At 63.9% G+C, this 21,841-nt stretch carries 25 protein-coding genes and 1 tRNA gene; 9 read left to right on the plus strand and 17 right to left on the minus strand.

From position 1 onward, the window contains the following. Both ruvC and Q0O40_RS00640 read right to left on the minus strand, forming a co-directional pair. Positions 1–476, minus strand: a 476-nt coding sequence (gene ruvC / locus Q0O40_RS00635) for a crossover junction endodeoxyribonuclease RuvC (RefSeq protein ID WP_295524878.1), incomplete at its 3' end; no start/stop codon positions are given. 106 nt (positions 477–582) lie between these two features. Beyond that, a complete protein-coding gene (locus Q0O40_RS00640; protein ID WP_295524881.1) occupies positions 583–1,347 on the minus strand; it encodes a YebC/PmpR family DNA-binding transcriptional regulator in 765 nt (254 codons plus the stop codon). A 119-nt stretch (positions 1,348–1,466) separates the two neighbouring features. Between Q0O40_RS00640 and Q0O40_RS00645 the strand changes: the two genes are divergently transcribed. Next, positions 1,467–1,736: a hypothetical protein gene (locus Q0O40_RS00645; protein ID WP_295524883.1), complete on the plus strand. Its 270-nt coding sequence runs from the start codon at positions 1,467–1,469 to the stop codon at positions 1,734–1,736. An 84-nt stretch (positions 1,737–1,820) separates the two neighbouring features. Continuing rightward, positions 1,821–2,168, plus strand: a complete 348-nt coding sequence (locus tag Q0O40_RS00650; protein ID WP_367183701.1) for a hypothetical protein — start codon at positions 1,821–1,823, stop codon at positions 2,166–2,168. A gap of 39 nt (positions 2,169–2,207) precedes the next feature. Here Q0O40_RS00650 and Q0O40_RS00655 read toward each other — a convergent pair whose 3' ends face one another. The 4 genes from Q0O40_RS00655 to Q0O40_RS00670 form a co-directional block, all read right to left on the minus strand. Next, entirely contained in the window at positions 2,208–2,702 is a 495-nt protein-coding gene (locus Q0O40_RS00655; protein WP_295524885.1) for a GNAT family N-acetyltransferase, read from the minus strand. A 61-nt stretch (positions 2,703–2,763) separates the two neighbouring features. Continuing rightward, positions 2,764–3,006, minus strand: a complete 243-nt coding sequence (locus Q0O40_RS00660) for a DUF2312 domain-containing protein (RefSeq protein ID WP_295524887.1) — start codon at positions 3,004–3,006, stop codon at positions 2,764–2,766. 92 nt (positions 3,007–3,098) lie between these two features. Further along, positions 3,099–3,770: an RlmE family RNA methyltransferase gene (locus tag Q0O40_RS00665; RefSeq protein ID WP_295524890.1), complete on the minus strand. Its 672-nt coding sequence runs from the start codon at positions 3,768–3,770 to the stop codon at positions 3,099–3,101. 10 nt (positions 3,771–3,780) lie between these two features. Further along, positions 3,781–5,043, minus strand: coding sequence for a Ppx/GppA family phosphatase (locus Q0O40_RS00670; RefSeq protein ID WP_295524892.1), 1,263 nt, complete (start codon positions 5,041–5,043; stop codon positions 3,781–3,783). A 191-nt stretch (positions 5,044–5,234) separates the two neighbouring features. Here Q0O40_RS00670 and Q0O40_RS00675 point away from each other — a divergent pair. Next, a tRNA-Gln gene (locus Q0O40_RS00675) sits at positions 5,235–5,308 on the plus strand. Positions 5,309–5,579: 271 nt separating this feature from the next. After that, on the plus strand, positions 5,580–5,762 hold the full coding sequence (locus tag Q0O40_RS00680; RefSeq protein WP_295524894.1) for a Flp family type IVb pilin: 183 nt from the start codon (positions 5,580–5,582) through the stop codon (positions 5,760–5,762). A 25-nt stretch (positions 5,763–5,787) separates the two neighbouring features. On the opposite strand, the gene Q0O40_RS00685 is transcribed toward Q0O40_RS00680, so the two are convergent. Continuing rightward, positions 5,788–6,771, minus strand: a complete 984-nt coding sequence (locus Q0O40_RS00685) for a rhodanese-related sulfurtransferase (protein ID WP_295524896.1) — start codon at positions 6,769–6,771, stop codon at positions 5,788–5,790. A gap of 121 nt (positions 6,772–6,892) precedes the next feature. Here Q0O40_RS00685 and Q0O40_RS00690 point away from each other — a divergent pair, with 121 nt between their 5' ends. Together Q0O40_RS00690 and Q0O40_RS00695 are read left to right on the plus strand one after the other, a co-directional pair. Continuing rightward, positions 6,893–7,774 (plus strand): TIGR00730 family Rossman fold protein, encoded by an 882-nt coding sequence (locus tag Q0O40_RS00690; RefSeq protein WP_295524897.1) that lies wholly within the window; start codon positions 6,893–6,895, stop codon positions 7,772–7,774. Positions 7,775–7,790: 16 nt separating this feature from the next. Next, a complete protein-coding gene (locus Q0O40_RS00695) occupies positions 7,791–8,315 on the plus strand; it encodes a GNAT family N-acetyltransferase (RefSeq protein WP_295524900.1) in 525 nt (174 codons plus the stop codon). Here Q0O40_RS00695 and thiD read toward each other — a convergent pair. Genes thiD through glmM form a run of 3 tightly spaced genes read right to left on the minus strand, consistent with a single transcriptional unit; the run spans position 8,300 to position 10,625 of the window. Beyond that, positions 8,300–9,052: a bifunctional hydroxymethylpyrimidine kinase/phosphomethylpyrimidine kinase gene (gene thiD, locus Q0O40_RS00700; RefSeq protein WP_295524903.1), complete on the minus strand. Its 753-nt coding sequence runs from the start codon at positions 9,050–9,052 to the stop codon at positions 8,300–8,302. The genes Q0O40_RS00695 and thiD overlap by 16 nt on opposite strands. Beyond that, a complete protein-coding gene (locus tag Q0O40_RS00705; RefSeq protein ID WP_295524906.1) occupies positions 9,049–9,276 on the minus strand; it encodes a DUF1272 domain-containing protein in 228 nt (75 codons plus the stop codon). The genes thiD and Q0O40_RS00705 overlap by 4 nt, the downstream gene beginning before the upstream one ends. Positions 9,277–9,287: 11 nt before the next feature. Continuing rightward, positions 9,288–10,625, minus strand: coding sequence for a phosphoglucosamine mutase (gene glmM / locus Q0O40_RS00710; protein WP_295524909.1), 1,338 nt, complete (start codon positions 10,623–10,625; stop codon positions 9,288–9,290). Between the two features lie 85 nt (positions 10,626–10,710). Here glmM and Q0O40_RS00715 point away from each other — a divergent pair, with 85 nt between their 5' ends. After that, positions 10,711–12,048 (plus strand): cation:dicarboxylase symporter family transporter, encoded by a 1,338-nt coding sequence (locus tag Q0O40_RS00715; protein WP_295524912.1) that lies wholly within the window; start codon positions 10,711–10,713, stop codon positions 12,046–12,048. On the opposite strand, the gene Q0O40_RS00720 is transcribed toward Q0O40_RS00715, so the two are convergent. Continuing rightward, the gene (locus tag Q0O40_RS00720) at positions 11,997–13,208 is read right to left on the minus strand and encodes an AI-2E family transporter (protein ID WP_295524914.1); all 1,212 of its coding nucleotides are present in this window, start codon (positions 13,206–13,208) and stop codon (positions 11,997–11,999) included. The two genes, Q0O40_RS00715 and Q0O40_RS00720, sit on opposite strands and share 52 nt — an antisense overlap. A 107-nt stretch (positions 13,209–13,315) precedes the next feature. Beyond that, positions 13,316–14,494 carry an N-acetyltransferase gene (locus Q0O40_RS00725; protein WP_295524917.1) on the minus strand — a complete coding sequence of 393 codons (1,179 nt, stop codon included), beginning with the start codon at positions 14,492–14,494 and terminating at the stop codon, positions 13,316–13,318. A 147-nt stretch (positions 14,495–14,641) separates the two neighbouring features. Between Q0O40_RS00725 and Q0O40_RS00730 the strand changes: the two genes are divergently transcribed. Continuing rightward, on the plus strand, positions 14,642–15,748 hold the full coding sequence (locus Q0O40_RS00730; RefSeq protein ID WP_295524919.1) for a fatty acid desaturase: 1,107 nt from the start codon (positions 14,642–14,644) through the stop codon (positions 15,746–15,748). A gap of 4 nt (positions 15,749–15,752) precedes the next feature. On the opposite strand, the gene lptG is transcribed toward Q0O40_RS00730, so the two are convergent. The 4 genes from lptG to Q0O40_RS00750 all read right to left on the minus strand — a co-directional run bounded on the left by lptG (position 15,753) and on the right by Q0O40_RS00750 (position 19,283). Continuing rightward, positions 15,753–16,853, minus strand: a complete 1,101-nt coding sequence (lptG, locus tag Q0O40_RS00735) for an LPS export ABC transporter permease LptG (protein ID WP_295524920.1) — start codon at positions 16,851–16,853, stop codon at positions 15,753–15,755. Then, the gene (gene lptF, locus Q0O40_RS00740; protein WP_295525065.1) at positions 16,843–18,087 is read right to left on the minus strand and encodes an LPS export ABC transporter permease LptF; all 1,245 of its coding nucleotides are present in this window, start codon (positions 18,085–18,087) and stop codon (positions 16,843–16,845) included. The genes lptG and lptF overlap by 11 nt, the downstream gene beginning before the upstream one ends. Positions 18,088–18,223: 136 nt before the next feature. Then, the gene (gene clpS / locus Q0O40_RS00745; RefSeq protein ID WP_295525068.1) at positions 18,224–18,571 is read right to left on the minus strand and encodes an ATP-dependent Clp protease adapter ClpS; all 348 of its coding nucleotides are present in this window, start codon (positions 18,569–18,571) and stop codon (positions 18,224–18,226) included. A gap of 274 nt (positions 18,572–18,845) precedes the next feature. After that, positions 18,846–19,283, minus strand: coding sequence for a phasin family protein (locus Q0O40_RS00750; RefSeq protein WP_295524922.1), 438 nt, complete (start codon positions 19,281–19,283; stop codon positions 18,846–18,848). On the opposite strand from Q0O40_RS00750, the gene Q0O40_RS00755 reads away from it, so the two are divergent. Then, positions 19,276–19,815 (plus strand): hypothetical protein, encoded by a 540-nt coding sequence (locus Q0O40_RS00755; RefSeq protein ID WP_295524924.1) that lies wholly within the window; start codon positions 19,276–19,278, stop codon positions 19,813–19,815. The two genes, Q0O40_RS00750 and Q0O40_RS00755, sit on opposite strands and share 8 nt — an antisense overlap. An 84-nt stretch (positions 19,816–19,899) precedes the next feature. On the opposite strand, the gene Q0O40_RS00760 is transcribed toward Q0O40_RS00755, so the two are convergent. After that, complete coding sequence (locus tag Q0O40_RS00760) at positions 19,900–21,777, minus strand: class I poly(R)-hydroxyalkanoic acid synthase (protein WP_295524926.1); 1,878 nt, start codon at positions 21,775–21,777, stop codon at positions 19,900–19,902. Positions 21,778–21,841 lie beyond the last annotated feature (64 nt).

Here is a 21,841-nt window from a genome sequence, read left to right on the forward strand (position 1 = left end):
CAGCGGTGACTGCCTAGCATGTTGGCATGGGTGATCGCCACCGCGAGCGCGTCCGCCGCGTCTGCGCCTGCCAGCTTCACGCCGGGGAGCAACACTTTGAGCATGGCCTGCACTTGCTCTTTTTCGGCCTTGCCAGTGCCGACCAGCGCCTGCTTGATCAGCCGGGTGGCATATTCGGCGACCGGCATCCCGGCGCGCGCCAGGCTGAGCATCGCCACCCCGCGCGCCTGCCCCAGTTTGAGCGTGGATTGCGGGTTCACGTTGACGAACACTTCCTCGACAGCGCCGGAATCGGGCCGGTGCAGCAGGATCACGTCGGTGAGCGCGGCATCGAGTTCGACGAGGCGCTCGGCCATTGAAAGCTTGGTATCGGTGCGGATCTGGCCGTTGGCAACGTGGCTCAAACGGCTGCCCGCCTTGGCGACAATGCCCCAGCCAGTGCAAGTGAGGCCGGGATCGATGCCGATGATGATCATGCTGCGCCGCCCGCCGCCCGCAGCAAGGGGCCGGAGGGCGGATTGATCCAGCGACGCGCAAACGGCGGCCCACCCCAAACCCCTCCCGCAAGCGGAAGGGGCTTTTTCAACCCAGCTGCTCCATCACTTCGTCGGGGATTTCATAATTGCCCCAGACGGTCTGGACGTCGTCGTCATCGTCGAGCACGTCGATCAGCTTAAGCAGGGTCGCGGCGGTTTCGGCGTCGACCGTGGTCTTCATGTTGGGCTTCCACGCGAGCTTGACGCCTTCGGCCTCGCCCAGCGTCTTTTCAAGCTCGCGCGCGACAGGGTGAAGCTGCTCGATCGCGACCCAGATCTGGTGGCTGCCGGGGTTCTCGTCGCCGTCGCCCATGTCGGATTCGACGTCTTCCGCGCCCGCTTCGATCGCGGCTTCGAGCACTTTCTCCTCATCGCCGACTTTGCCGGGATATTCGATCAGGCCCAGCCGCTCGAACCCATGGCTCACCGCGCCCGAAGCGCCGAGATTGCCGCCGTTCTTTGAAAAGGCGATGCGCACATTGGTGGCGGTGCGGTTGCGGTTGTCGGTCAACGCTTCGACGATGATCGATACGCCGCCGGGGCCATAGCCTTCATAGCGCACTTCTTCATAGTTCTCGCCGTCGCCCTTGCTCGCCTTGTCGATCGCGCGCTGGATATTGTCCTTGGGCACCGATTGCGCCTTGGCCGCGTTGACCGCGGCGCGCAGACGCGGGTTCATGTCCGGATCGGGCATGCCCATCTTGGCCGCCACGGTGATTTCGCGGCTGAGCTTGGAAAATTGCGCCGAGCGCTTTTTGTCCTGCGCACCCTTGCGGTGCATGATGTTCTTGAATTTGGAATGGCCTGCCATGGTCTGCTTCTTGGCGTCTTTCAGGGTGGGATGCGCGCTCCCTAGCCGAGGCGCGGGCAAACGGCAATCTTGCGGCGCGGTATCCCTGTTTTAACGCTTGGGCGGGCATAAAGCGCGCCATGAATACCGCCTCGCCCTCCGTGCGCCAAGACTTTGCCCGGTTTTTGCGCAGCCCCCGCTTGCTGACCCCGAGCGGACTGCGCTCGCCCGAAGCGCGCCGCGCATGGGCCGCGATGCTGGCGCTGCATCTGGGGGTGCTGCTGCTGATCGTGCTGCCGCTGATCAAGGGCTGGCAAGTGCTGTTCGGCCTGCCTTCGCCCGATGCGTTCGGCAAGATTCCGCCGATGCTGCTGGTGCCTGCGGTCGTGCTGGTGGCACCGCTGGCCTAGGAGATCATTTTTCGCGGATGGCAGACCGGGCGGCCGCGCGCGCTGTGGCTTACGCTGAGCGCCGCGCTGGGCATCGCCGCGATTGTGACCGCAGAACGCGCCGGATCAGACCTAGGCGTCGTCACCACTTTCTTTGGCGGTCTGCTGATCACCATCGGAGGCTGGGTGGCCATGCGCAAAATGCGCGCGGTGCCGCGCTGGTTTGCGGCGGGCTTTCCGGCGATCTTCTATCTGGTCGCGGGCGGCTTTGCGCTGGCGCATCTGGGCAATTATCCGGCATTCTCGCTGGTGGCGGTGCCGATGGTGTTGCCCCAGCTGTGGGCCGGGCTGACGCTCGGCTACATGCGCCAGCGCTTTGGCCTTGCCGCTTCGATCCTCGCGCATGCCTGCGCCAATGGCGCCGCAATCGCGCTGGCGTTCGTGATTGGCTAAACCTTTCGCGCCTTCCAGCCGCAGAGCAGGGCCAGGTGCCTAAAGCAGCCGCTGAAACCACGCGACATCGCGCCAAGCGCCAAGTTTCCAGCCCACTTCACGATAGGTCCCGACCGGCGCGAACCCGGCGGACAGATGCAAGGCCACACTGGCCGGATTGGGCTGGGCGATACCGGCAAATGCCGCATGGTAGCCGCGTTCGCGCAGCATGGGCAGCAGCGCGCCGTAGAGCAGACGCCCCAGACCCCTGCCTGCCGCCGCCGCCGCCACATAAATCGCCACATCGCACGAGCTGGCATAAGCAGCGCGCGAACGATGCGGGCAGCCATAGGCATACCCCGCGACGACCCCGTCCACTTCGGCAACAAACCACGCGTGACTGGCACCGTAGTCTTCGATCCGGCGCGCCATTTCGGCGTCGTCTGGCGGATCGAGCTCGAAACTGGCCCACGTGCCAGTAACATAAGGCCGATAAATCGCGCCGCAGGCACCGGCATCGTGCCAGGCGGCGGGGCGCAGCAGCGGCGCATTCATCGCGCCGCCATCCCGCGCACATCGCCAAGAAGCAGCTTCACCGCCCCGCTCTGCCCAAGCCTCAGGCGATGCCCAGCGCCGCCTTGTAGGTATCGAGCAGCATATCCATTTCGCGCCGGTCGTCAGACTTCATTTTGCGCAGCCGCACGATCTGGCGCATAATCTTGGCATCATAGCCTGCCGACTTTGCCTCGCTGTAAACATCCTTGATATCATCGCCGATGCCCTTTTTCTCTTCCTCAAGGCGCTCGATCCGCTCGATCAGCAGGCGCAGGCGTTCATCGGTGGTGGTGGCATCGGACATGGAACAGGCTCCGCACGGGCAAAGGAAATATCAAACACCGCCCTTAAGCTGCCCGCGCTGATTCGCGCAAAACCTGTCCTGTGGAAATCGCGCTATTCCGCCGCGCGCCCCTTGAACCCTTGCGCGATCACATACCATTCGGACGAATCCTTGCGGCTGGCAGGGGGTTTGGCGTGTTTCACCGTGGTGAAATTGCGCTTGAGAATGGTCAGCAGTTCGCCGTCCGTGCCCCCCGCAAACACTTTGGCGACGAACGCCCCGCCGGGAGCCAGCGCATGAATGGCATAGTCCACCGCCGTCTCGACCAGCCCCATCGTGCGCAGGTGGTCGGTCGATTTGTGGCCCACGGTGTTGGCCGCCATATCCGACAGCACCAGATCGGGCGGACCTTCGAGCGCGCCAGCCAGCGCGGCAGGGGCCTCATCGGCCATGAAATCCATTTCGAAGATCGTCACGCCATCGAGCGGCTCGGTCGGCAGGAGATCGATGCCCACCACCCGCGCGGCCGGGGCCTGCTTGCGCACGACCTGGCTCCACCCACCCGGCGCGATCCCCAGATCGACCACGCGCCGCGCGCCGCGCAGCAGGGCGAACTTCGCATCGAGCTCGATCAGCTTGAACGCCGAGCGGCTGCGCCAGCCATCGGCCTTGGCCTGCTTGACATAAGGATCGTTGATCTGGCGCGCGAGCCAGCGATTGGACGAGGCGGTGCGCCCTTTGCCCGTCTTGACCCGCTCGCCCGGATCGCGGCCAGAACGGCTCATAGGGTGCGGCTCATAAAGTGCGCTTGGCGCGGGCTTGGCCGGACGCACGCACCGCGGCGTGGCCCCGGTCGCCCTCGCCATTGGTGGCCATCAGGCTGCGCAGGATGCCCTCGCGGATGCCGCGATCGGCAATGCCGAGCCGCTCGGCGGGCCAGATATCGCAGATCGATTCAAGGATCGCGCAGCCCGCCACCACCAGATCGGCCCGGTCGCGCCCGATGCAGGGCACCGCCACACGCCCGGCATGCGACAGGCTGGCCAGCCGCTGGCTGACATCGCGCATCGCGGCGGCGGGCACGATCACGCCATCGACCGCGCGGCGATCATAGTGCGGCAGATCGAGATAAAGGCTGGCCAGCGTGGTCACCGTGCCGCTGGTGCCGAGCAGGCGCAGCGCGCCGCCCTCGCGCTCAGGCGCGATCCGCGCGGCGAAATCGGCGAAGTCCGCGTCCACCCGTGCGCGCATTGCGGCATAGGCGGCGGCGCGGGCTTCGGGCGAATCCGCGATCTCGCCGATCACTTCGGTGAGCGAGACCACGCCCCATGGCACCGATTGCCAATCGAGAATGCGCGGCGCGGCCTCGCTGGTATCGACCAGCACCACCTCGGTCGAACCGCCGCCGATATCAAAGATCATCGCCGGGCCATCGCCGTGTTCGAGCAGGATGTGGCAGCCCAGCACCGCCAGCCGCGCTTCTTCCTGCGCCGTAATGATATTGAGCCGGATGCCGGTTTCGCGGTGGACGCGCTCGATGAACGCTTCGCCATTGGCCGCCCGGCGGCAGGCCTCGGTCGCCACCGAGCGGGCGAGGTTGACGTTGCGCTTGCGCAGTTTCTCGGCGCAGATATGCAGCGCGGCGAGCGCGCGGTCCATCGCCGCATCGGACAGGCGGCCCGATTGCGCGAGCCCTTCGCCCAGCCGCACCGCGCGGCTGAACGCATCGATTACCATGAAATGATCGCCCGATGGCCGCGCGATAAGCAGGCGGCAATTGTTGGTGCCCAGATCGATCGCGGCATAAGCCTGACGATGCGCGGGCGGGGGTTTTTGCCACATCGGCTGGCCGGGGCTGGTCTTGGCCGCAGGCGCGGCCACGCGGACCTCCTGATCGGGCTCGGCCGGATCGGGATTTGGGCACGGCTGGCCCGCAGGGGTGCCGACGGCAGCGGCGGGGCGCGGCGCATGGCCAGAATCGACTTGCGGGGGAAACTTCCCCTGCTTCCGGCCAGGACGCGGATCCTGCGCACTCGTCGGCGGATCAAACTCCGCCATGACTTGCAATTCGCTTATGTTTTCCCGCCAGAATAATGCCCGGCGAGTACTTGACAACGATCCTAGCGTTAGTGCGCGTGCGCGGCAAGGTGTCACGACGATGTAAGGGGGAGACATACGTGGCTACGGGGGTATACGGGCCCGGATCACCTTGACTTGAAGCGTCGCCGCGCATATACGCGCGCCTCCTCTGCCCCGTCGTCTAATGGTAAGACACCGGATTCTGATTCCGTTTATCGAGGTTCGAGTCCTCGCGGGGCATCCAGTTTTTTGCGAATATTTGTGTGAACTATCAGTCGCCTAGACTGATCGTGGGCGCTTGGTTGCGGCCTGTTGCCCGCTGCGGGATGGGATGCCCGGTGCGGCGCTGCGCGCAGGGGCGCTGGCTGGCCCGATCACTGCTTTTGGCAGTGCGATTTTCCGCATTCACTGGCACCGAGTTGTTTGCGCGGCCTTCAGCGTCACGTTGCGTTTACTTTTTAGCAGCAAGTCTATGCGATACCCAAGCCACTGAATTCAGGCTTAGGGATCTGCAAATGTCAATTTTCAAGTCGGTGCTGCAAGATGAGACGGCCGCGACTGCGATCGAATATGGCCTGATCGCCGCACTGATTGCGGTGGCTGCAATCTCTGCCATGGGCGCGCTGGGCAATTCGCTTTCGAACACGTTCGTAACGGTTTCAGGCCGCATGAACAACGCTTCGGACGGCAAGCTCTAACAATCCGGACGCTTTGCCGCCTACCCTAGTTGCCGCCTGCATCCCCCACATGCACGCGGCCCCGGGCGGCGGCGAGCTGCTCCTGACGGTGGCGTTCGCGGTAGCCTGCGCGCTGCGCGGCGCTGCGTTCGCCGTGGCACGCCGGGCAGCTTTCGCCCTCGATATAAAGCGGTGAGGCCTGATCGGCGGGTGAAACCGGGCGGCGGCAGGCGTGGCACAGCACATGCGTTCCCGGCGCAAGACCATGCCCCACCGCCACGCGCTGATCGAATACGAAGCATTCGCCCTGCCACAGGCTTTGTTCGGGCGGGATCGTCTCAAGATACTTGAGAATGCCGCCCTCGAGATGAAACACTTCATCCACCCCTTCGGCTTTCAGGAACGCGGTCGACTTTTCGCAGCGGATGCCGCCGGTGCAGAACATCGCCACTCTGGGCGGCTTGCCTTCGCCTAACAAGCGCGCGCGCTCGCGGCGGAACCAGCCGGGAAAATCGCTAAAGCTTTGCGTTTTGGGATCGATTGCGCCGGTAAAGGTGCCAGCGGCAACCTCATAATCGTTGCGCGTATCGATCACGATGGTGGCGGGATCGGCAATCAGCGCGTTCCAATCGGTGGGTGCGACATAGGTGCCGACGCTGCCCAAGGCATCGATGCCCGGCTCGCCCATCGTCACGATCTCACGCTTGATCCGCACCTTCATGCGGTGGAACGGCATGGCCGCCGCCGCCGCGAACTTGACGCCGATCTGCGCGCAGCCGGGCATGGCGCGGATATGATCCAGCACCTGCGCCATGCCTGCGGGCGCGCCGGCGATGGTGCCGTTGATCCCTTCGCGGGCCAGCAGCAGCGTGCCCTTGATGCCATGCGCGCGGCAAACGCCGAGCAGCGGGCCGCGCAGGCCCGCAAGGTCGGCAAACGGGGTGAACTGATAGAGCGCGGCCACCACGATGGGGGCCGGATCGGCTGATGCCAGCCTCAATGCTTCATCCTGATCCATAAGCGCCGCCATTTCGCACGCCGCCGCGCGATCGGCCAGTCTGATTTGGCCCCGGACGTTTTTAGCCCCGCACGTTTTAACCCCGCACGATTTAACCTTGCGATGCAGCGTACCGCACGCGACAGCATGCCGTATGACCGAAGACGAAATCAATCACGAGCTGACCGAGCGCAAGTTCTATCCGGCCGAGCAGGAAGCGGTGTTTGCCGAATCGCATGCGCGGCTGACCCCGCAGCAGCAGGACCCGGCCTACCGGCTCGCGTTTCGCGATATCGATTTCCTGCTGCGCGAGGAATTGCGCCCGGTGCGCTTTCAGCTGGAATTGCTGAAGCCCGAAATGCTGCTCGATGAGGCAGAGATCGGCTCGACCCTAGTGGTCTATGGCTCGGCGCGCATCCCCTCGCCCGCCGATGCCAAGGCGGCGGTGGCGGCAGCGACAAGCCCTGAGCGCAAGGCGGTGGCCGAGCGGCTGGCGGCCAAAGCGCGCTATTACGAAGAAGCGCGCAAGCTGGGCTTCATCGCCAGCAAATGCGCGGTGGTAGAGGACGGCAAGCGCCAGTTCGTGATCTGCTCGGGCGGCGGCCCATCGATCATGGAGGCGGCCAACCGCGGCGCGCACGATGCGGGCGCAGACACGATCGGGCTCAACATCGTGTTGCAACACGAGCAGATGCCCAATCCCTATGTGACGCCGCACCTTTCGTTCCAGTTTCACTACTTCGCGCTGCGCAAGATGCATTTCCTGCTGCGCGCGCGGGCGGTGGCGGTTTTTCCGGGCGGGTTTGGCACGTTCGACGAGTTTTTCGAGCTGTTGACGCTGGTCCAGACTGGCAAGATGCAGCCGATCCCGATCCTGCTGTTCGGCGCAGAATATTGGAACAGGGTGATCAATTTCGCAGCGCTGGCCGAAGAGGGCGTGATCAACCCCGAGGATTTGAAGCTGTTTCACATGGTGGAAACAGCCGAGGAAGCGTGGGCGTTTATTGTCGGGTTTTACAATCTGGGATGTGATTGAGCTTCGGAGCGACGCGATGACGGTGATACAAACGCAGCGCCTTACCCTGCGCCCTGCGCGCGCCGACGATCTGGACGCGCTCTATGCAATCATGCGGCAGCCGCGGGCGATGGCCTACTGGTCAACCCCGCCACATGAACATCCAGATCAGACGGCCGATTTTCTCGAGGGAATGATGACGATCCCTTCAGACTTGGGCGAGGACTTCATCGCCGAGAATGAAGGCCGATTGATCGGCAAGGTTGGGCTCTATCGCTTTCCCGAACTTGGCTACCTGTTTGATCCCGATTTCTGGGGCAAGGGCTTTGCGCGCGAAGCGATGGTCGCGGTCATCACCCGCGCATTTGAAGTCCATTCCTTGCCGCGCCTGACTGCCGATGTTGATCCGCGTAACGACGCGTCAATTCGTTTGCTCGAGCGGTTGGGCTTTTGCGAAACCCACCGCGCCACGAAAACCATTCTGGTGGGTGAACAGTGGTGTGACAGCGTTTACTTCGCCCTTGACCGCGAGTCTTGGTCAGCGCTTCAACGCACGGCTTGATGGCCGAGCGGGCCATGGCCTGCACCATAGCCGGGGGCATGCTGCAGCGCTGCGCGGACGAACTGGCGCGCGCGCTCGATGGCTTCGGGCAGCGCGAGGCCTAGGCCCAGATACGTGGCGATCGCGCTTGATAGCGTGCAGCCGGTGCCGTGGGTGTGGCGGGTGGCGATGCGCGGGGCAGACCATGTGCGGTCGGGCTCGCCCGGCATGACCAGCCGATCGGTAACTTCCGGCCCATCCGCATCGCCGCCTTTGGCAAGATAGGAGCGGCCGCGCGCGCGCATGGCATCATCGCCGCCGAGCGCGGCCAATTCGGGCACATTGGGCGTGGTCAAGGTGGCCAGCTGCATCAGCCGCGCAAACGCGGCGATGGTCGCGGGGTCTGCCAGCGCCGCGCCGCTGCTGGCGATCATCACCGGATCGAACACGATCGGCACGCCGAGGGGCTCCAGCCGATCCGCCACCACGGCGGCGATTTCGGGCGAGCCGAGCATGCCGATCTTGACCGCGTCCACGCCGATATCGCCGAGGCAAGCATCGATCTGCGCGGCGACCATCGCTGGATCAACCGCCAGCACGCTCTGCACGCCCACGGTATTCTGCGCGGTCAAGGCGGTGATCGCGGTCATCGCATAGCCGCCGAGCATCGTGATGGTCTTGAGATCGGCCTGAATGCCCGCGCCGCCGCTGGAATCGGAGCCCGCGATGCTGAGAATGCGGGGGGGCTGGCCGGTCATTTGGCCTTGAACTTGCGCTCGGCAGATGGCGGAAACTTCGCGTGCAGCGCTTTGGCGCGGGTGGGACGGTCGGTCAGCTCGCCGCCGCAATTGGGGCAGCGATCATCGAGCGCCTCGGCGCATTCAGCGCAGAAGGTGCATTCGAACGAGCAGATGAAGCCGCCCGGCGCTTCGGCCGGAAGGTCGCTGCCGCAGCGTTCGCAATCGGGGCGCATGTCGAGCATGGGAATTCCTTTCAGGCGGCTTTTCGCACAGCCTCGCAGATCGTGTCGACCACTTGCGCGACTTCGCCCGCATCGTCGCCTTCGGCCATCACACGGATCACCGGCTCGGTGCCCGAGGGGCGGATCACCAGCCGGCCATGCCCCGCCAGCCGGGCCTCGCCTGCGGCAATCGCAGCTTTAACGCTGTCGGCCTCAAGCGGCTTGCCGCCGGCAAAACGCACGTTCTTGAGCAATTGCGGCACCGGATCGAACAGATGCAGCATCTCGCTGGCCGATTTGCCCGAAGCGACCAGCGCGGCAAGCACTTGCAGCGCGGCCACGGTGCCATCGCCGGTGGTGCCATGATCGGTCAGGATCATATGGCCCGATTGCTCGCCGCCCACATTATACCCGCCCTCGCGCATTTTTTCGAGCACGTAGCGGTCGCCGACCGCCGTGCGCACGAGATCGAGGCCAAGACCATTCAGATAGCGCTCCAGCCCCAGATTGGACATGACCGTGGCGACCACGCCGCCGCCGCGCAGCGCGCCCTGTTCGTGCAGCCGCCCGCCGATCAGCGCCATGATCTGGTCGCCGTCCACCGCCTGAGCCTTTTCATCGACCACGATCAGCCGGTCGGCATCGCCATCGAGCGCAATGCCGATATCGGCGCGCACTTCGCGCACGCGGGCCTTCAGCGCATCAAGATGGGTCGAGCCGACCCCGGCGTTGATGTTCTTGCCATTGGGCTCGACCCCGATGGCGATTACCTCGGCGCCGAGTTCCCACAGCGCGGAAGGGGCGACATGATAGGCCGCGCCATTGGCGCAATCGACGACGATGCGCAGTCCATCGAGCCGGACATTGTGCGGCAGCGAACCCTTGACCGCATGGATATAGCGCCCGCGCGCATCCTCGATCCGGCGCGCACGGCCAACATCGTCCGCATCGGCGAGCGGCAGATCCTGCTCGATCAGCGCCTCGATCGCCAGCTCCGCCTCGTCCGAAAGCTTGTAGCCATCGGGGCCGAACAGCTTGATGCCGTTATCCTCGAACGGATTGTGGCTGGCCGAAATCATCACGCCGACATCGGCGCGCATTTCGCGGGTGAGCAGCGCGACGGCGGGCGTGGGCATCGGCCCCAGCAGCACCACGTCCATGCCCACGCTGGTAAAGCCTGCGGTCATCGCGGTTTCGAGCATATAGCCCGAAAGGCGGGTGTCCTTGCCGATCACCACGCGGTGGCGATGATCGCCGCGCAGAAAATAGGTGCCAGCGGCCTGGCCGACTTTCATTGCGGTGGCGGCGGTCATCACACCAGCGTTGGTGCGGCCTCTGATCCCGTCGGTGCCGAAAAATTTGCGTCCCATGAAGCTTCGTCATTCCCTCGTTGCGCGCTGGTCCCTGCACGCTCCTCATTGCCTTATGGGCCTACACGATTAGTCTGACCATCCTATGAACCAAGCCAGACACGATCCGGCGGTGCCCGCCACCCCCGCGTTCACCCTCCCCCCGATCACCCAGATCCCCGCCGGATGGACTTTCGCCGCGCTGGTTTGCGGATTGGCGGGCGGATTGGCGCTGGCGTTTGCAGCGCCGGGCGCGCTGCCGCAGGTACTTGCGGTGGCAGAGCCGGTGGGCGAACTGTGGCTGCGCGCCTTGCAGGCCACGATCGTGCCGCTGGTGGCCGCGCTGCTTTTTACAGGGGTGGTGCAGACGGTGGCGACCGCCAATGCCGGCGCACTGGCGCGGCGCAGCCTCGGCATGTTTCTGGCCGTGCTCAGTTTCAGCGCGGTGGTCGCGCTGTTCGTGACCCCGCTTCTGCTGACATGGCTGCCGATCCCCGGTGCCGCAGGCGCAGCGCTGCGCTCCAGCTTTGGCGCGGTAACGAGCAGCGCGGCCCCGACCGTGGTGCCTACGGTGGCCGACTATCTGCGCTCGATCGTGCCGACCAATGTGCTCGATGCCGCCGCACATGACCGGATGCTGCCGATGATCCTGTTCATGGCGGTTTTTGCGCTGGCCACGACCCGGCTTGAGCCGCGCCAACGCGATCTGATGGCCGGATTTTTTGCAGCGCTGGCGGCGGCCATGCTCGTGGTGATCGGCTGGGTCATGGCGCTGGCGCCGGTGGGCGTGCTGGCGCTCAGCGTGTCCGTCGCTGCCCAGAGCGGCCCGGCAGCGATCGGCGCGCTGGCGCATTATGCGCTGATCATGATCCTGAGCGGGGGCGTGGTGTGGCTGAGCGGCTATCCGCTGGCCGCGATCCTGGCCCGGGTACCGCTTGGCCGGTTTGTAAAGGCGATGGTGCCGGTGCAGGTCTTTGCGCTGTCCACCCAGTCGTCGCTCGCCTCGCTCCCGGTCATGCTCGGGGCCTGCGCACAAATGGGCGTGCGCACCGTGACCGCCGAATTCGTGATGCCTCTGGCGGTCTCGCTGTTTCGCGCGACCAGCCCGGCGGTGAACCTGGCGGTCGTGGTCTATGTCGCAAACTGGTATGGCGTGGCGCTGTCGCCGGGCATGATGATCTCGGGCTTTCTGGTGGCGATCATGGTGTCGCTCAGTTCGGTGAGCCTGCCCGGCACGATCAGCTTTGTCGCCTCGGTCGGCCCGATTGCCATCGCCATGGGCGTCCCGGTCGAGCCGCTGGCGCTGCTTGTCGCGGTCGAAGTGCTGCCCGATCTGATGCGCACGCTGGGCAATGTCACGCTGGATGTGGCGGTGACCGCCGCGGTTGATCGCTACGCCAGCGCCGCCGACGAGCCCGCTTCGGGCCCGGCCTCGACCGCCTGAAACAGCGGCTCGCCAAACAGGAAGCCGATCAGATTGGGCCGCCCGAGATTTTCCAGTAGCGCCGAGATCGTCAGCAGAATCGGCACCGACAAGAGCGCGCCAAGCACACCCCAGATCCAGGTGAAATAGCTGATCGAGAGCAGGATCGACAGCGGATTGATCGTGAACCGTGCGCCCAGGATCGACGGTGTGACGACGTTCGATTCGACTGCATGGAGCGCGAGGAAGGCCAGCGCGGGGAGAAGGCCGAGCACGACCGTGCTCGCTGTGCCAAGGCCGACAAGCGCCAGCAGCGCCACCATCAACAGCGGGCCGACATAAGGCAGGAAATTGAACGCGAAGGCGAGGCCGCCCCACATCACCGGCGCGGTGAGGCCAAACGCAAATGCGCCGCCGCCGACGATGAGGCCAAGCCCGAAATTGATCTGCGACACGGTGAACAGATAGCTCGCCACCCGATCCTGCACATCGCGCATGACGCGGGCAATGCGCACCGAGGCATCGAAGCTGTGCCGTTCGATCAGCAGGCGGCGCTTCATCCGGATGCGCGATTCGATCATGAAAAACGTCATCAGGATGGTGATCAGCAGTTCGAGCACCACGCTGGGGGTGGCGAACGCGACCTGTTCGATCACCGAGGGGCTGGCGAGCACCACTTCGCGCGCGCTATGCCCCGTCAGCCGCGTGAGCTGGCGGTTGAAATCGTTGAGCCAGGCAAAATTGCTGCGCAATTCGGCAAACCGCCGGCTGACCACCCGCGCCATCTGCGGCACCTGATCGACCATGTCATAGGCCGGCTGGAGGATCACGGTGAGCGCGATCACGATGCCAACGAACAGCGCCACGATCGCCAGCAGCGAGGCCAGCATATTGGGCAAGCCGATCCGCACAAGACGATCGGCCAGCGGAGAGAGCACGATGCTGAGCACGATGGCGCAGACCGGCGGGCGGAACACCACCGAGCCGATCGACAGCACGAACGGCAGCGCCAGAAACAGCCCGAGCATGAGCACGAGCAGCATCGCCGATTGGAGACGCGCGCGGGTATCGTCGGCCACATCCCAGCCAGCGAAAACCGGCTCCGGGCCGCCGGGCGCGGCAACCGGCTTTGGGCCGCCAGGCGCGGCACCGGGCAAGCCTGCGGGCTGCGCTGGCATCATCGGATCTTCGAGCGCTGGCACTGGGCGAACTTTCAAATGGGAACCACTAGGAATGTTGGCGCAGGATTTTGTCAGGATCAAGGCCTGTGGTCGCCGCAGATCAAGCGCTATCCATCCAGCGGTTTGCCATAGATGGTGTACTGGCGGTTGACATGGCTATCGATCGCCTCGGCGATGGCCAGCATGCCCTGATTGTCATCGAGCACCCAGCCGATTTCGCCGCGCGTTGCGCCATAGCGCGCGATGGAATTGCGGCGGATGTATTCGATCATCATGAAGGCCAGTTGGCTGGCAAGACGCGAGGATTGGAGCCGCTTGCGCACGCCCATCAACGGCACGCGCATCGTGCGCACCTGCGGATTGCGCAGCCACCGCAGCAGCTTGATCCAGCCAAACGGAAAGAGCCTGCCGTTCATGGGCTTAATCGCTTCGTTGAGATCGGGAAGCGTCATCATGAAGGCGACAGGCTCGCCTTCATATTCGGCAATCATGATCAGATCTTCGCGCACGATCGGCTTGAACTTCTTGCCGGCATAGGCAATTTCGGTGTCGGTAAACGGAACAAAGCCCCAGTTTTCAGACCATGCATCGTTGAGGATTTCGAGAACCAGCCGCGCTTCGTCTTCGAACTTGCTCTTGTCGACATTGCGGATGCGGATCTTGGCGTTCTTCTCGCCCGAGGCGACGATACGCTGGATCAGCGGCGGAAAATCTTGCGTAATGTCAAGCTCATAGGTCAGAAGCTGCTTGGCAGACAGATAGCCATAGGCCTCGATATAGTGCTGATAACGCTCGCTTTGATGGCCCATCATGACCGTGGGCGAATGGTCGAAGCCTTTGGTGAGCTGGCCCGGCTCTTCCCAGATCGACATCGACAGCGGTGCCAGCACGCGGTTCATGCCCTTGGCGCGCAGCCATTGTTCGGCGGCGGCGATGAGCGCGTGTGCGGCAGCCTCGTCTGCGGCTTCGAGCAGGCCCCAGTTGCCCACGCCCGGCCCCATGCCCTGCGCCGGATCGGTGGCGATGGCGAGATGATCGATATGCGCCGAGATGCGGCCCACCACCTCGCCCCCGCGCCGCGCAAGGAACAGCTGGACATCGGCGTGTTCGAAGAACGGGTTCTTGCCCGGCGTCACCAGTTCCTCTGCCTCCATCCGCAAGGGCGCCACCCAATGCGGGTCTGATGCGTTGAGGCGATAGGCCAGCTCGACAAATGCCCTTCGGTCTGCCTTGCCGGTGACCGGGGTGATGGTTATGTCGCCTATAAGGCCTTTTATGCCAGCCACTATGTTGCCTTTGTTGGATCGTATGCTTGCGACCTGCGGCGCGGCTTCACTGGTTGTCAAGGGCCGCTGGTCCCTGTTCGCCGATCAGGTTCGTTCGTTCATGCCAGGTCGAGCAGGTTCGGCGCAGCGGCAGTGGTCTATTGGGAAATGAGCATGATTGCGGCAGGCACTTCATTTCAGGCAGCGCATGAAGCGGGGGCGGCGTCGGTGGCCGCCTGCCCGCGCATTGCGGGCATCGCCGAAGACAAGGCCATGCTGCGCGCCGCAGTCGAGCTGACCCGCGACATCTCCGCCGCGCGGCCAGGGCATTACTGGCCCGACATGCTGGGCTCAGCGTTCGTCGGCTATGCGGGGCTGATCGGTGCGATCACGCTCAGCAATCCGGCGCTGGCGGCGGTCTGCGGCATCGTGTCCGCCGCGGCGCTTTACCGCGCGCTGCTGTTCATTCACGAACTTACCCACATTCACAAAGCCGACCTGCCCGGCTTTCGCACGGCATGGAATATGCTGGTCGGCATCCCGCTGCTCACGCCCTCGTTCATGTACGAAGGCGTGCATACGCTTCACCACGCGCGCACCCGATATGGCACGGCTGAAGACCCGGAGTATCTGCCGCTGGCGCTGATGAAGCCGTGGACGCTGCCACTGTTCATTCTGATCGCGCTGCTGCTGCCAATCGCCTTGCTCGTGCGCTCGGCCGTGATGGTGCCGCTGGGATTGCTCTTCCCGCCGCTGCGCACGATGGTGTGGGAGCGATTTTCGGCGCTTGAGATCAACCCGCTGTTCCGCCGCCGCCCGCCCGAGGGCGAATTTGCGACGATGGTGCGCTGGCAGGAAACCGGCGCCTGCGCGTGGGCGCTGTTCGTGCTCGGCTGGTCGGCGACGTATGGCTGGCGGCCGCTGCTCATCGCGCTGGTGATTGTCGCGGCCGTAGCGGTGCTCAATCAGACCCGCACGCTGGTGGCGCATTTATGGCAGAACGACGGCGAAGTGATGACCGTGACCGGCCAGTTTCTCGACTCGGTGAATGTCCCGCCGCCTTCGCCGCTGGCGGCGCTGTGGGCCCCGGTCGGCTTGCGTTATCACGCGCTCCACCATCTGCTCCCCAGCCTTCCCTACCATGCGCTGGCCGAAGCGCACCGCCGCCTGCGCGCCGAACTGGGCAGCGGATCGACCTACGATCATGCCAGCTACACCGGCTCGACGCCGCTCGTCGCCCGGTTGGTGCGAAGCACGATGCGGCGCGGCCGCTGAGCGATCACTCTTCGGTGCGTAGAAGAACGGTCGTGCCGATCAGCAAAAACAGGAAAAACGGCCCCCACGCCGACAGGAATGGCGGATAGCCGCCGAAGCTGCCCACTGCGAGCGCTGCGTTGTCGACCACGAAATAGGCAAAGCCCAGCGCCATGCCGATGACCGCGCGGATGAAGAGCTGGCCCGACCGCGCCAACCCGAAACCGGCGACGGCGCCGAGCAGCGGCATCAACAGGGCAGAGAGCGGCCCGGACAGCTTGTGCCACCATTTGCCTTCCAGCTCGCTGGTGCGCGAGCCCGCCTCCTGCATCGCCGCGATCGAGCGCGAGAGCGCGGGCAGCGATTCGGCTTCGGGATCGGCCTTGCGGATCAGCACCTGCGACGGCGCGACCCCGGTGGCATAGATGCGCGGAGTGGCAGAGCGCTCGATCCGGGCGCTCTGCACCTCGAAGCTGACAGGGTCGGCAAAGCGCCAGCCCGGCCGCGCAAACGTCGCCAGCGGCGAGCGCACGATATCCGAAACCATGCCCGATGGATTGCGGCGATACCATGTTACCCCGATCAGGCGGGTCTGGTCGCCCTGCCCTTCGACCGCACTGGCGAACATGATATTGGCCCCGTCCTGAAGCCACAGATTGGTCTTCACGATGCCCGCACTGGGCAGCAGGCCATATTCCGCCGCCTGCCATGCTTTCAGCGTGGCGGTGGAGCGGGTGACGAACCGCTCGTTGAACCCCAGCGTCGCCAGCGAAACCACAAACGACACCAGAAACAGCGGCGCGAGGATCTGCACCGCAGACATGCCCGCCGCTTTCAGGGAAATGACCTCGCTGTTCTGGTTCAAGGTCATGAGCGTGACGATGGTGGCCAGCAGCACCGAATAGGGCAGGAAGCGGCTGATCAGCTGGGGGATGCGCATGCTCGCATAAGTCAGCAGTTCGGCCTGCCCATTGCCGGGCGGCGCGAGGATCTTGCCGCTTTCGCTCAGCAGATCGAGCGCCTGGAGCACCAGCACGAGCAAGACCAGCACTGCCAGGATGCGCACCGCGAACATCTTGCCGATGTACCAAGTGACCACGCGCGATGGAAAAACGTCAAACCCCACTGGCCGCCTCCCCCGCGCGCGCAGCGCTGGCCGGAGGCGCAAGGCGGCGGCTGGCCATCATCCGCTTGACCACGCTGGAGGCCTTGGCAAACAGCGTTTCGAGCCCGCCGAGGGGCTGCCCGCCCGGCACATAGGCGAGCCGCCAGTAAAGCCACGCGATAAGCGCGGCGAACAGCACGAACGGCCCCCACAGCGCCAGACCCGGATCGATCCGGCCGAGGCTCGAGACATCCTGGCCGTATTCGTTGACCTTGTGATAGGCCACCACCATCACGACCGAAACAAACACCCCGAGCGCCGAGGTCGATCGTTTGGGCGGCACCGCCAGCGCCACCGCCAGCAGCGGCAGCAGAAACATCATGGCCACTTCGACGAGCCGGAAATTGAGGCTGGCGAGGCTTTGGTTGCGGGCCGCGACCGACGAATCCTTGCTCCAGCCGATCTTGAGCAGTTCGGGCAGGAAGTATTCACGGTCCTTGTCGCCGCGGCGGCGGAACTGCTCGATCTTGGGCAGATCGATCGGCAGATCATGCGTGGCAAAGGTAAGCACGCGCGGCGATTTGAGCTCGGGGCCATCCTGCACGATCTGGCCATCGTTCAAGCGCAAGATGACCGTGTCGGGATTTTCCTTGCTGGCAAAGAACCGCCCCTCGCGCGCCGAAATCGACAGGATCTGCCCCTTTTCGCTCGCAATGCGGGCGAAGATGCCCTGCAGATTGCGGCCCTCGTCGCGGCTGGTCTCAACGCGCAGCGCGGTGCGGCCTTTCAAGGTGGTGAACTCGCCCACCTTGATCGAGGCGCCGAGCGCGCCCGACTGCAGATCGAACGACAGCTGCTCATAATAATAGCGCGACAGCGGCTGGAGGTAGCTGACAATGAGCAGATTGAGCAGCGCAAGGCCGACCGCATACATATAAGGCACGCGCAGCAGCCGATTGTAAGACAGCCCGAGCGCGCGCATCACATCGAGCTCGGACGAGGTGGCCAGCCTGCGAAACGCCAGCAGGATGCCGAGCATCAGCCCGAGCGGGATTGCCAGACTGGCATACTCGGGCAGCAGATTGGCCAACATCTTGAACACGATGCTCACCGGGCCGCCTTCGGTGGCGACGAAATCAAACAGCCTCAGCATCTTGTCGAGCATCAGCAGCGAAGCGGCGATGACAAACACCACCAGCATGGGCACGGCCACGAGCCGTGCGATGTACTTGTCAGTTGCGGTCAGGATGGTCACGGCGATGGGGGACTCGATGGGATCGGTCCGAAAACCTGCCACGGCCTAGGCGGGTTCGGCGCGCGGCGGAAGGTAAAAAACGCGCGCACCGATCGCCTGCTGCAAACCGGCAGGGTCACCGGAGGGCAAACCGGCCTTATGCCTTTTCGAGCGTGCACTGCAGCGGGTGGTTATTTTCCCGTGCGAAATCCATCACTTGATTGACCTTGGTCTCGGCAATTTCATAAGCAAAAATGCCGCAGACCCCGACACCCTTTTGATGAACATGCAGCATCACGCGGGTCGCAGCTTCCAGATCCATCTGGAAAAACCGCTTGAGCGCCAGCACCACGAATTCCATCGGCGTGTAATCGTCATTCAGCATCAGCACCTTGAACATGCTGGGCTTTTTGGGGCGGGTGCGGGTCTTGGTGGCGATGCCCACCTGATCCTTGTCATCACCATCGGGGATGCGCGGCTCATCATCCTCAGAAGCGCGAAACACCGGGGCCGCCGCGCACACAGCAAGAAGCGCGGCGAGGTGCGGATCGGCGGCGTAAGTCGGGGACTGATTCATCACATAAATATCGCATTGCAACGCGCTCGGTACAAGAGGCCGCACCCGCGTTCCTCCCAGAAAGGCATGAACTTTTTTTGTGCCGGGCGATGGATGGAGCACAAACCAATCGGGCCGGGCAGGAATGTCCTGCCCGGCCCGCTGTTTTTAGACGACCAGTAAAAGCGCGCGCATCGGATCGCGCGCGCTTTCAGGTGTATTTTCAGGCAGCGTGCTTGAACTTTTCGACAGCCAGGCTGACGCGGTTCGAGATCGGCTGGAACGCTTCGCTGGCGAGCTTGAGCATCGCTTCGCTGTTCTTCGAGCTGGCGGCAACCGCAGCGTCGAACTGCTTGCGCATCATCGCGCTCTGCTTTTCGAAGAACTCTGCCGGCGACTTGACGGCGGCGAGATCCTTGATTTCGGCGGTCATGGTTTCAACAACCGACTTGCTTTCGGTCATGTAGCCCTTGCTCATTTCCTGCATGCCCGAAGCGAGGATCTTGCCTGCTTCGACGACGGCTTCGACGTTGCCCTTGGCGAATGCGCCCATGTCGCCCATTGCGGCCTGGCTCTTTTCCATGGTGGCCTTGGCCTTCTCGGCAGCGTCCTTCATGGCAGTCTGAATGGTGTCGGTCATCGCGGTGGTGGTCGTGGTCATGGTGAAAACATCCTTCTTGCTGGTTGACGCGCCAACGGGTGCGGCGCTTTTCGGGGGGCTTGGCTTTACAGTTTCCGGTGCAGTTGAAGCTGCAACCGGCATTACAGGCATTTTCTCGATTTCAGCGACCGGCGCGGGCGCGGCAATTGCCTCGCTCTTGATCGCAGGCTCGCTTTGCACGGTGGGCTGCACCGGAGCGGCGGGGACATTCAAAGCCTTGGCAATAACCGGCGCAACAGAAACGGGGGCGTCTACAACAGGGGCGGCAGGAACCGCCGCCGCTTTGGGTGCCGCGGCCTTGGCAACGGGCTTGGCGGCCTTGGCAGGCGCTACGAACGGTGCCTTGGCGGTTTTCGCGCTCGCCGGATTAATGGCCAGCGGGATCTGCGCCGGGGCAGCAGTGCCAGCCGCTTTGGGGGCGGCAGGTTTGCGCTTGGGGGTCTTCAATTCTTCGGTCATCAAAAACCAACTCCTGCTCTGGGCAAGACATGGTGCTTTGAAAGCGCCAGCATTGCTGCACTGCACCATTTAAGATTTTTAACGTTGGAGTCAAGGTACCAATGGTGCACTGCAGCAATAAATCTGCGGGCGACTTTCGCCGCCCACACCGCCGCGCTCAGCGGGCCTTCACATAGCGCCCCGGCGCATCCTCGATCACCGGATCACCCTTGCCGCCGGGAACCCGCTTGCCCTCTGCCGCGACTTTGGCCGGGGCAAGCTCCGCGATCCAGTCGATCCAGTCCGGCCACCAGCTGCCTTTGGTCTCGCGCGCGCCTGCGATGAATTCGGCCAGCGTTTGCGGATCGTCATCGTTGCGCCAGAATTGATATTTGCCCGCCGCTGGCGGATTGACCACGCCCGCGATGTGCCCCGATCCGGCCAGCATGAAGCGCCAGGGTCCCGCCAGATGGCGGGTCAGCTTCCACACGCTTTCAGCCGGAGCGATATGATCCTCGCGGCCCGCCTGAATGTAGCAGGGCGTGGTGATGCGGTGGAGATCGAGCGGCGTATTATCGACGATCAGCGAATCCGGCACCACCAGCCGGTTGTCGCGGTAGAGGTCTTCAAGATAGGCCTTGTGCCACTTGGCGGGCAGATTGGTGGTATCGCCATTCCAATGCAGCAAATCGAACGCGGGATAATCTTCGCCCAGCAGATAATTGCTGACGACATAGTTCCAGATCAGATCGGTGCCGCGCAGGAGATTGAAGGTTGTCGCCATATAGCGCCCATCAAGGTAGCCATCAGTGACCATGCTTTCGAGCAATTTGATCTGCTGCTCGTCGATAAAGACTTTGAAATCGCCCGCCTTTTCAAAATCGACTTGCGCGGTGAAGAATGTGGCCGATGCCACTTTGTCGCCTTCGCCGCGCCGCGCCATCAGCGCCAGCGTGCCGGCCAGCGTGGTTCCCCCAACACAATAGCCGATCGTATGCACCGCCGGGACATCGAGCCGCGCACGGACAAAGTCGATCGCTTCGACTTGCGCCATAATGTAATCATCCCAGATGACATCGGACATGCTGGCGTCGGCCGATTTCCACGAGGCGACGAACACCGTCAGCCCTTGCTCCACCGCCCAGCGGATGAAGCTTTTCTGCGGGTTGAGATCGAGAATGTAGAACCGATTGATCCACGGCGGAAAGATCACCAGCGGCACGGCATAAACCTGCTCGGTCACCGGCGTATACTGGATAAGCTGGTACATCGGGGTTTCAAAAACGACTTTGCCCGGGGTGATCGCAATGTTGCGGCCAAGCTCGAACGCCTCCGGATCAGTGTGCGTCAATTGCCCTTTGCGCAGATCGGCGAACAGATGATCGGCCCCGCGGACAATGCTGTCGCCGCGAGTTTCCAAGATGCGCTCGATCACCACCGGGTTGATCATCGGGAAATTGGCCGGGCTCAGCGCGTCTGTGATCACTCGGGTCATGAAGCGCAGCTGCTCGCGGCGCTCGGGAGGCAGACCCTCGGCCTCTTGCGCCATAGCATTGAGCCGCTCCGCGATCAGCAGATACGTCTGGTGCAGCAGCGCGAACAGCGGCTGCTCGCTCCATTTGGGATCGGCAAAGCGGCGGTCCTTGCGCGGCAGTTCGCTCTGCCCGGCCTGCGGGCCGATGCCATACCGGCCGAGCACGCTCGTCCACAGCGCCAGCCCGTCTTCCCAAAGCTTCATCTGCGCTTCGGGCTGCGCCAGAGGCATCGCCTTGAACCAATCGTTGGCAAACGCCGACCATTGGCCAAGATCGCCGATTCGGGCGAGCGCCGGGGGCGTTTGTCCGGCTTGCTCGGCCCCGAAATCGAGCCACATCTTTTGCAACTTGGCAAACGACATCGCCCAATGCTGCAGATCGGCGGGATCGGCACCGGGGGTTTGCGCAGCGGGGGCGAACGGCGCGAAGAAGGCCTGCATCACCTCGCCCTGCTGGCGAAACAGATCTTCGAACACGGCCGGATCGGCGTTTGCCACGGGGGGTGTATCAGGTCCGGACATTGCGTTTCTCCTGCTCACAAGCGTCGTTGCATCATAGCGCACGCAGGACCTGCATGTTAGCCCC

The organism is Novosphingobium sp. Chol11, assembly GCF_945870625.1.
Lineage (GTDB): Bacteria > Pseudomonadota > Alphaproteobacteria > Sphingomonadales > Sphingomonadaceae > Novosphingobium.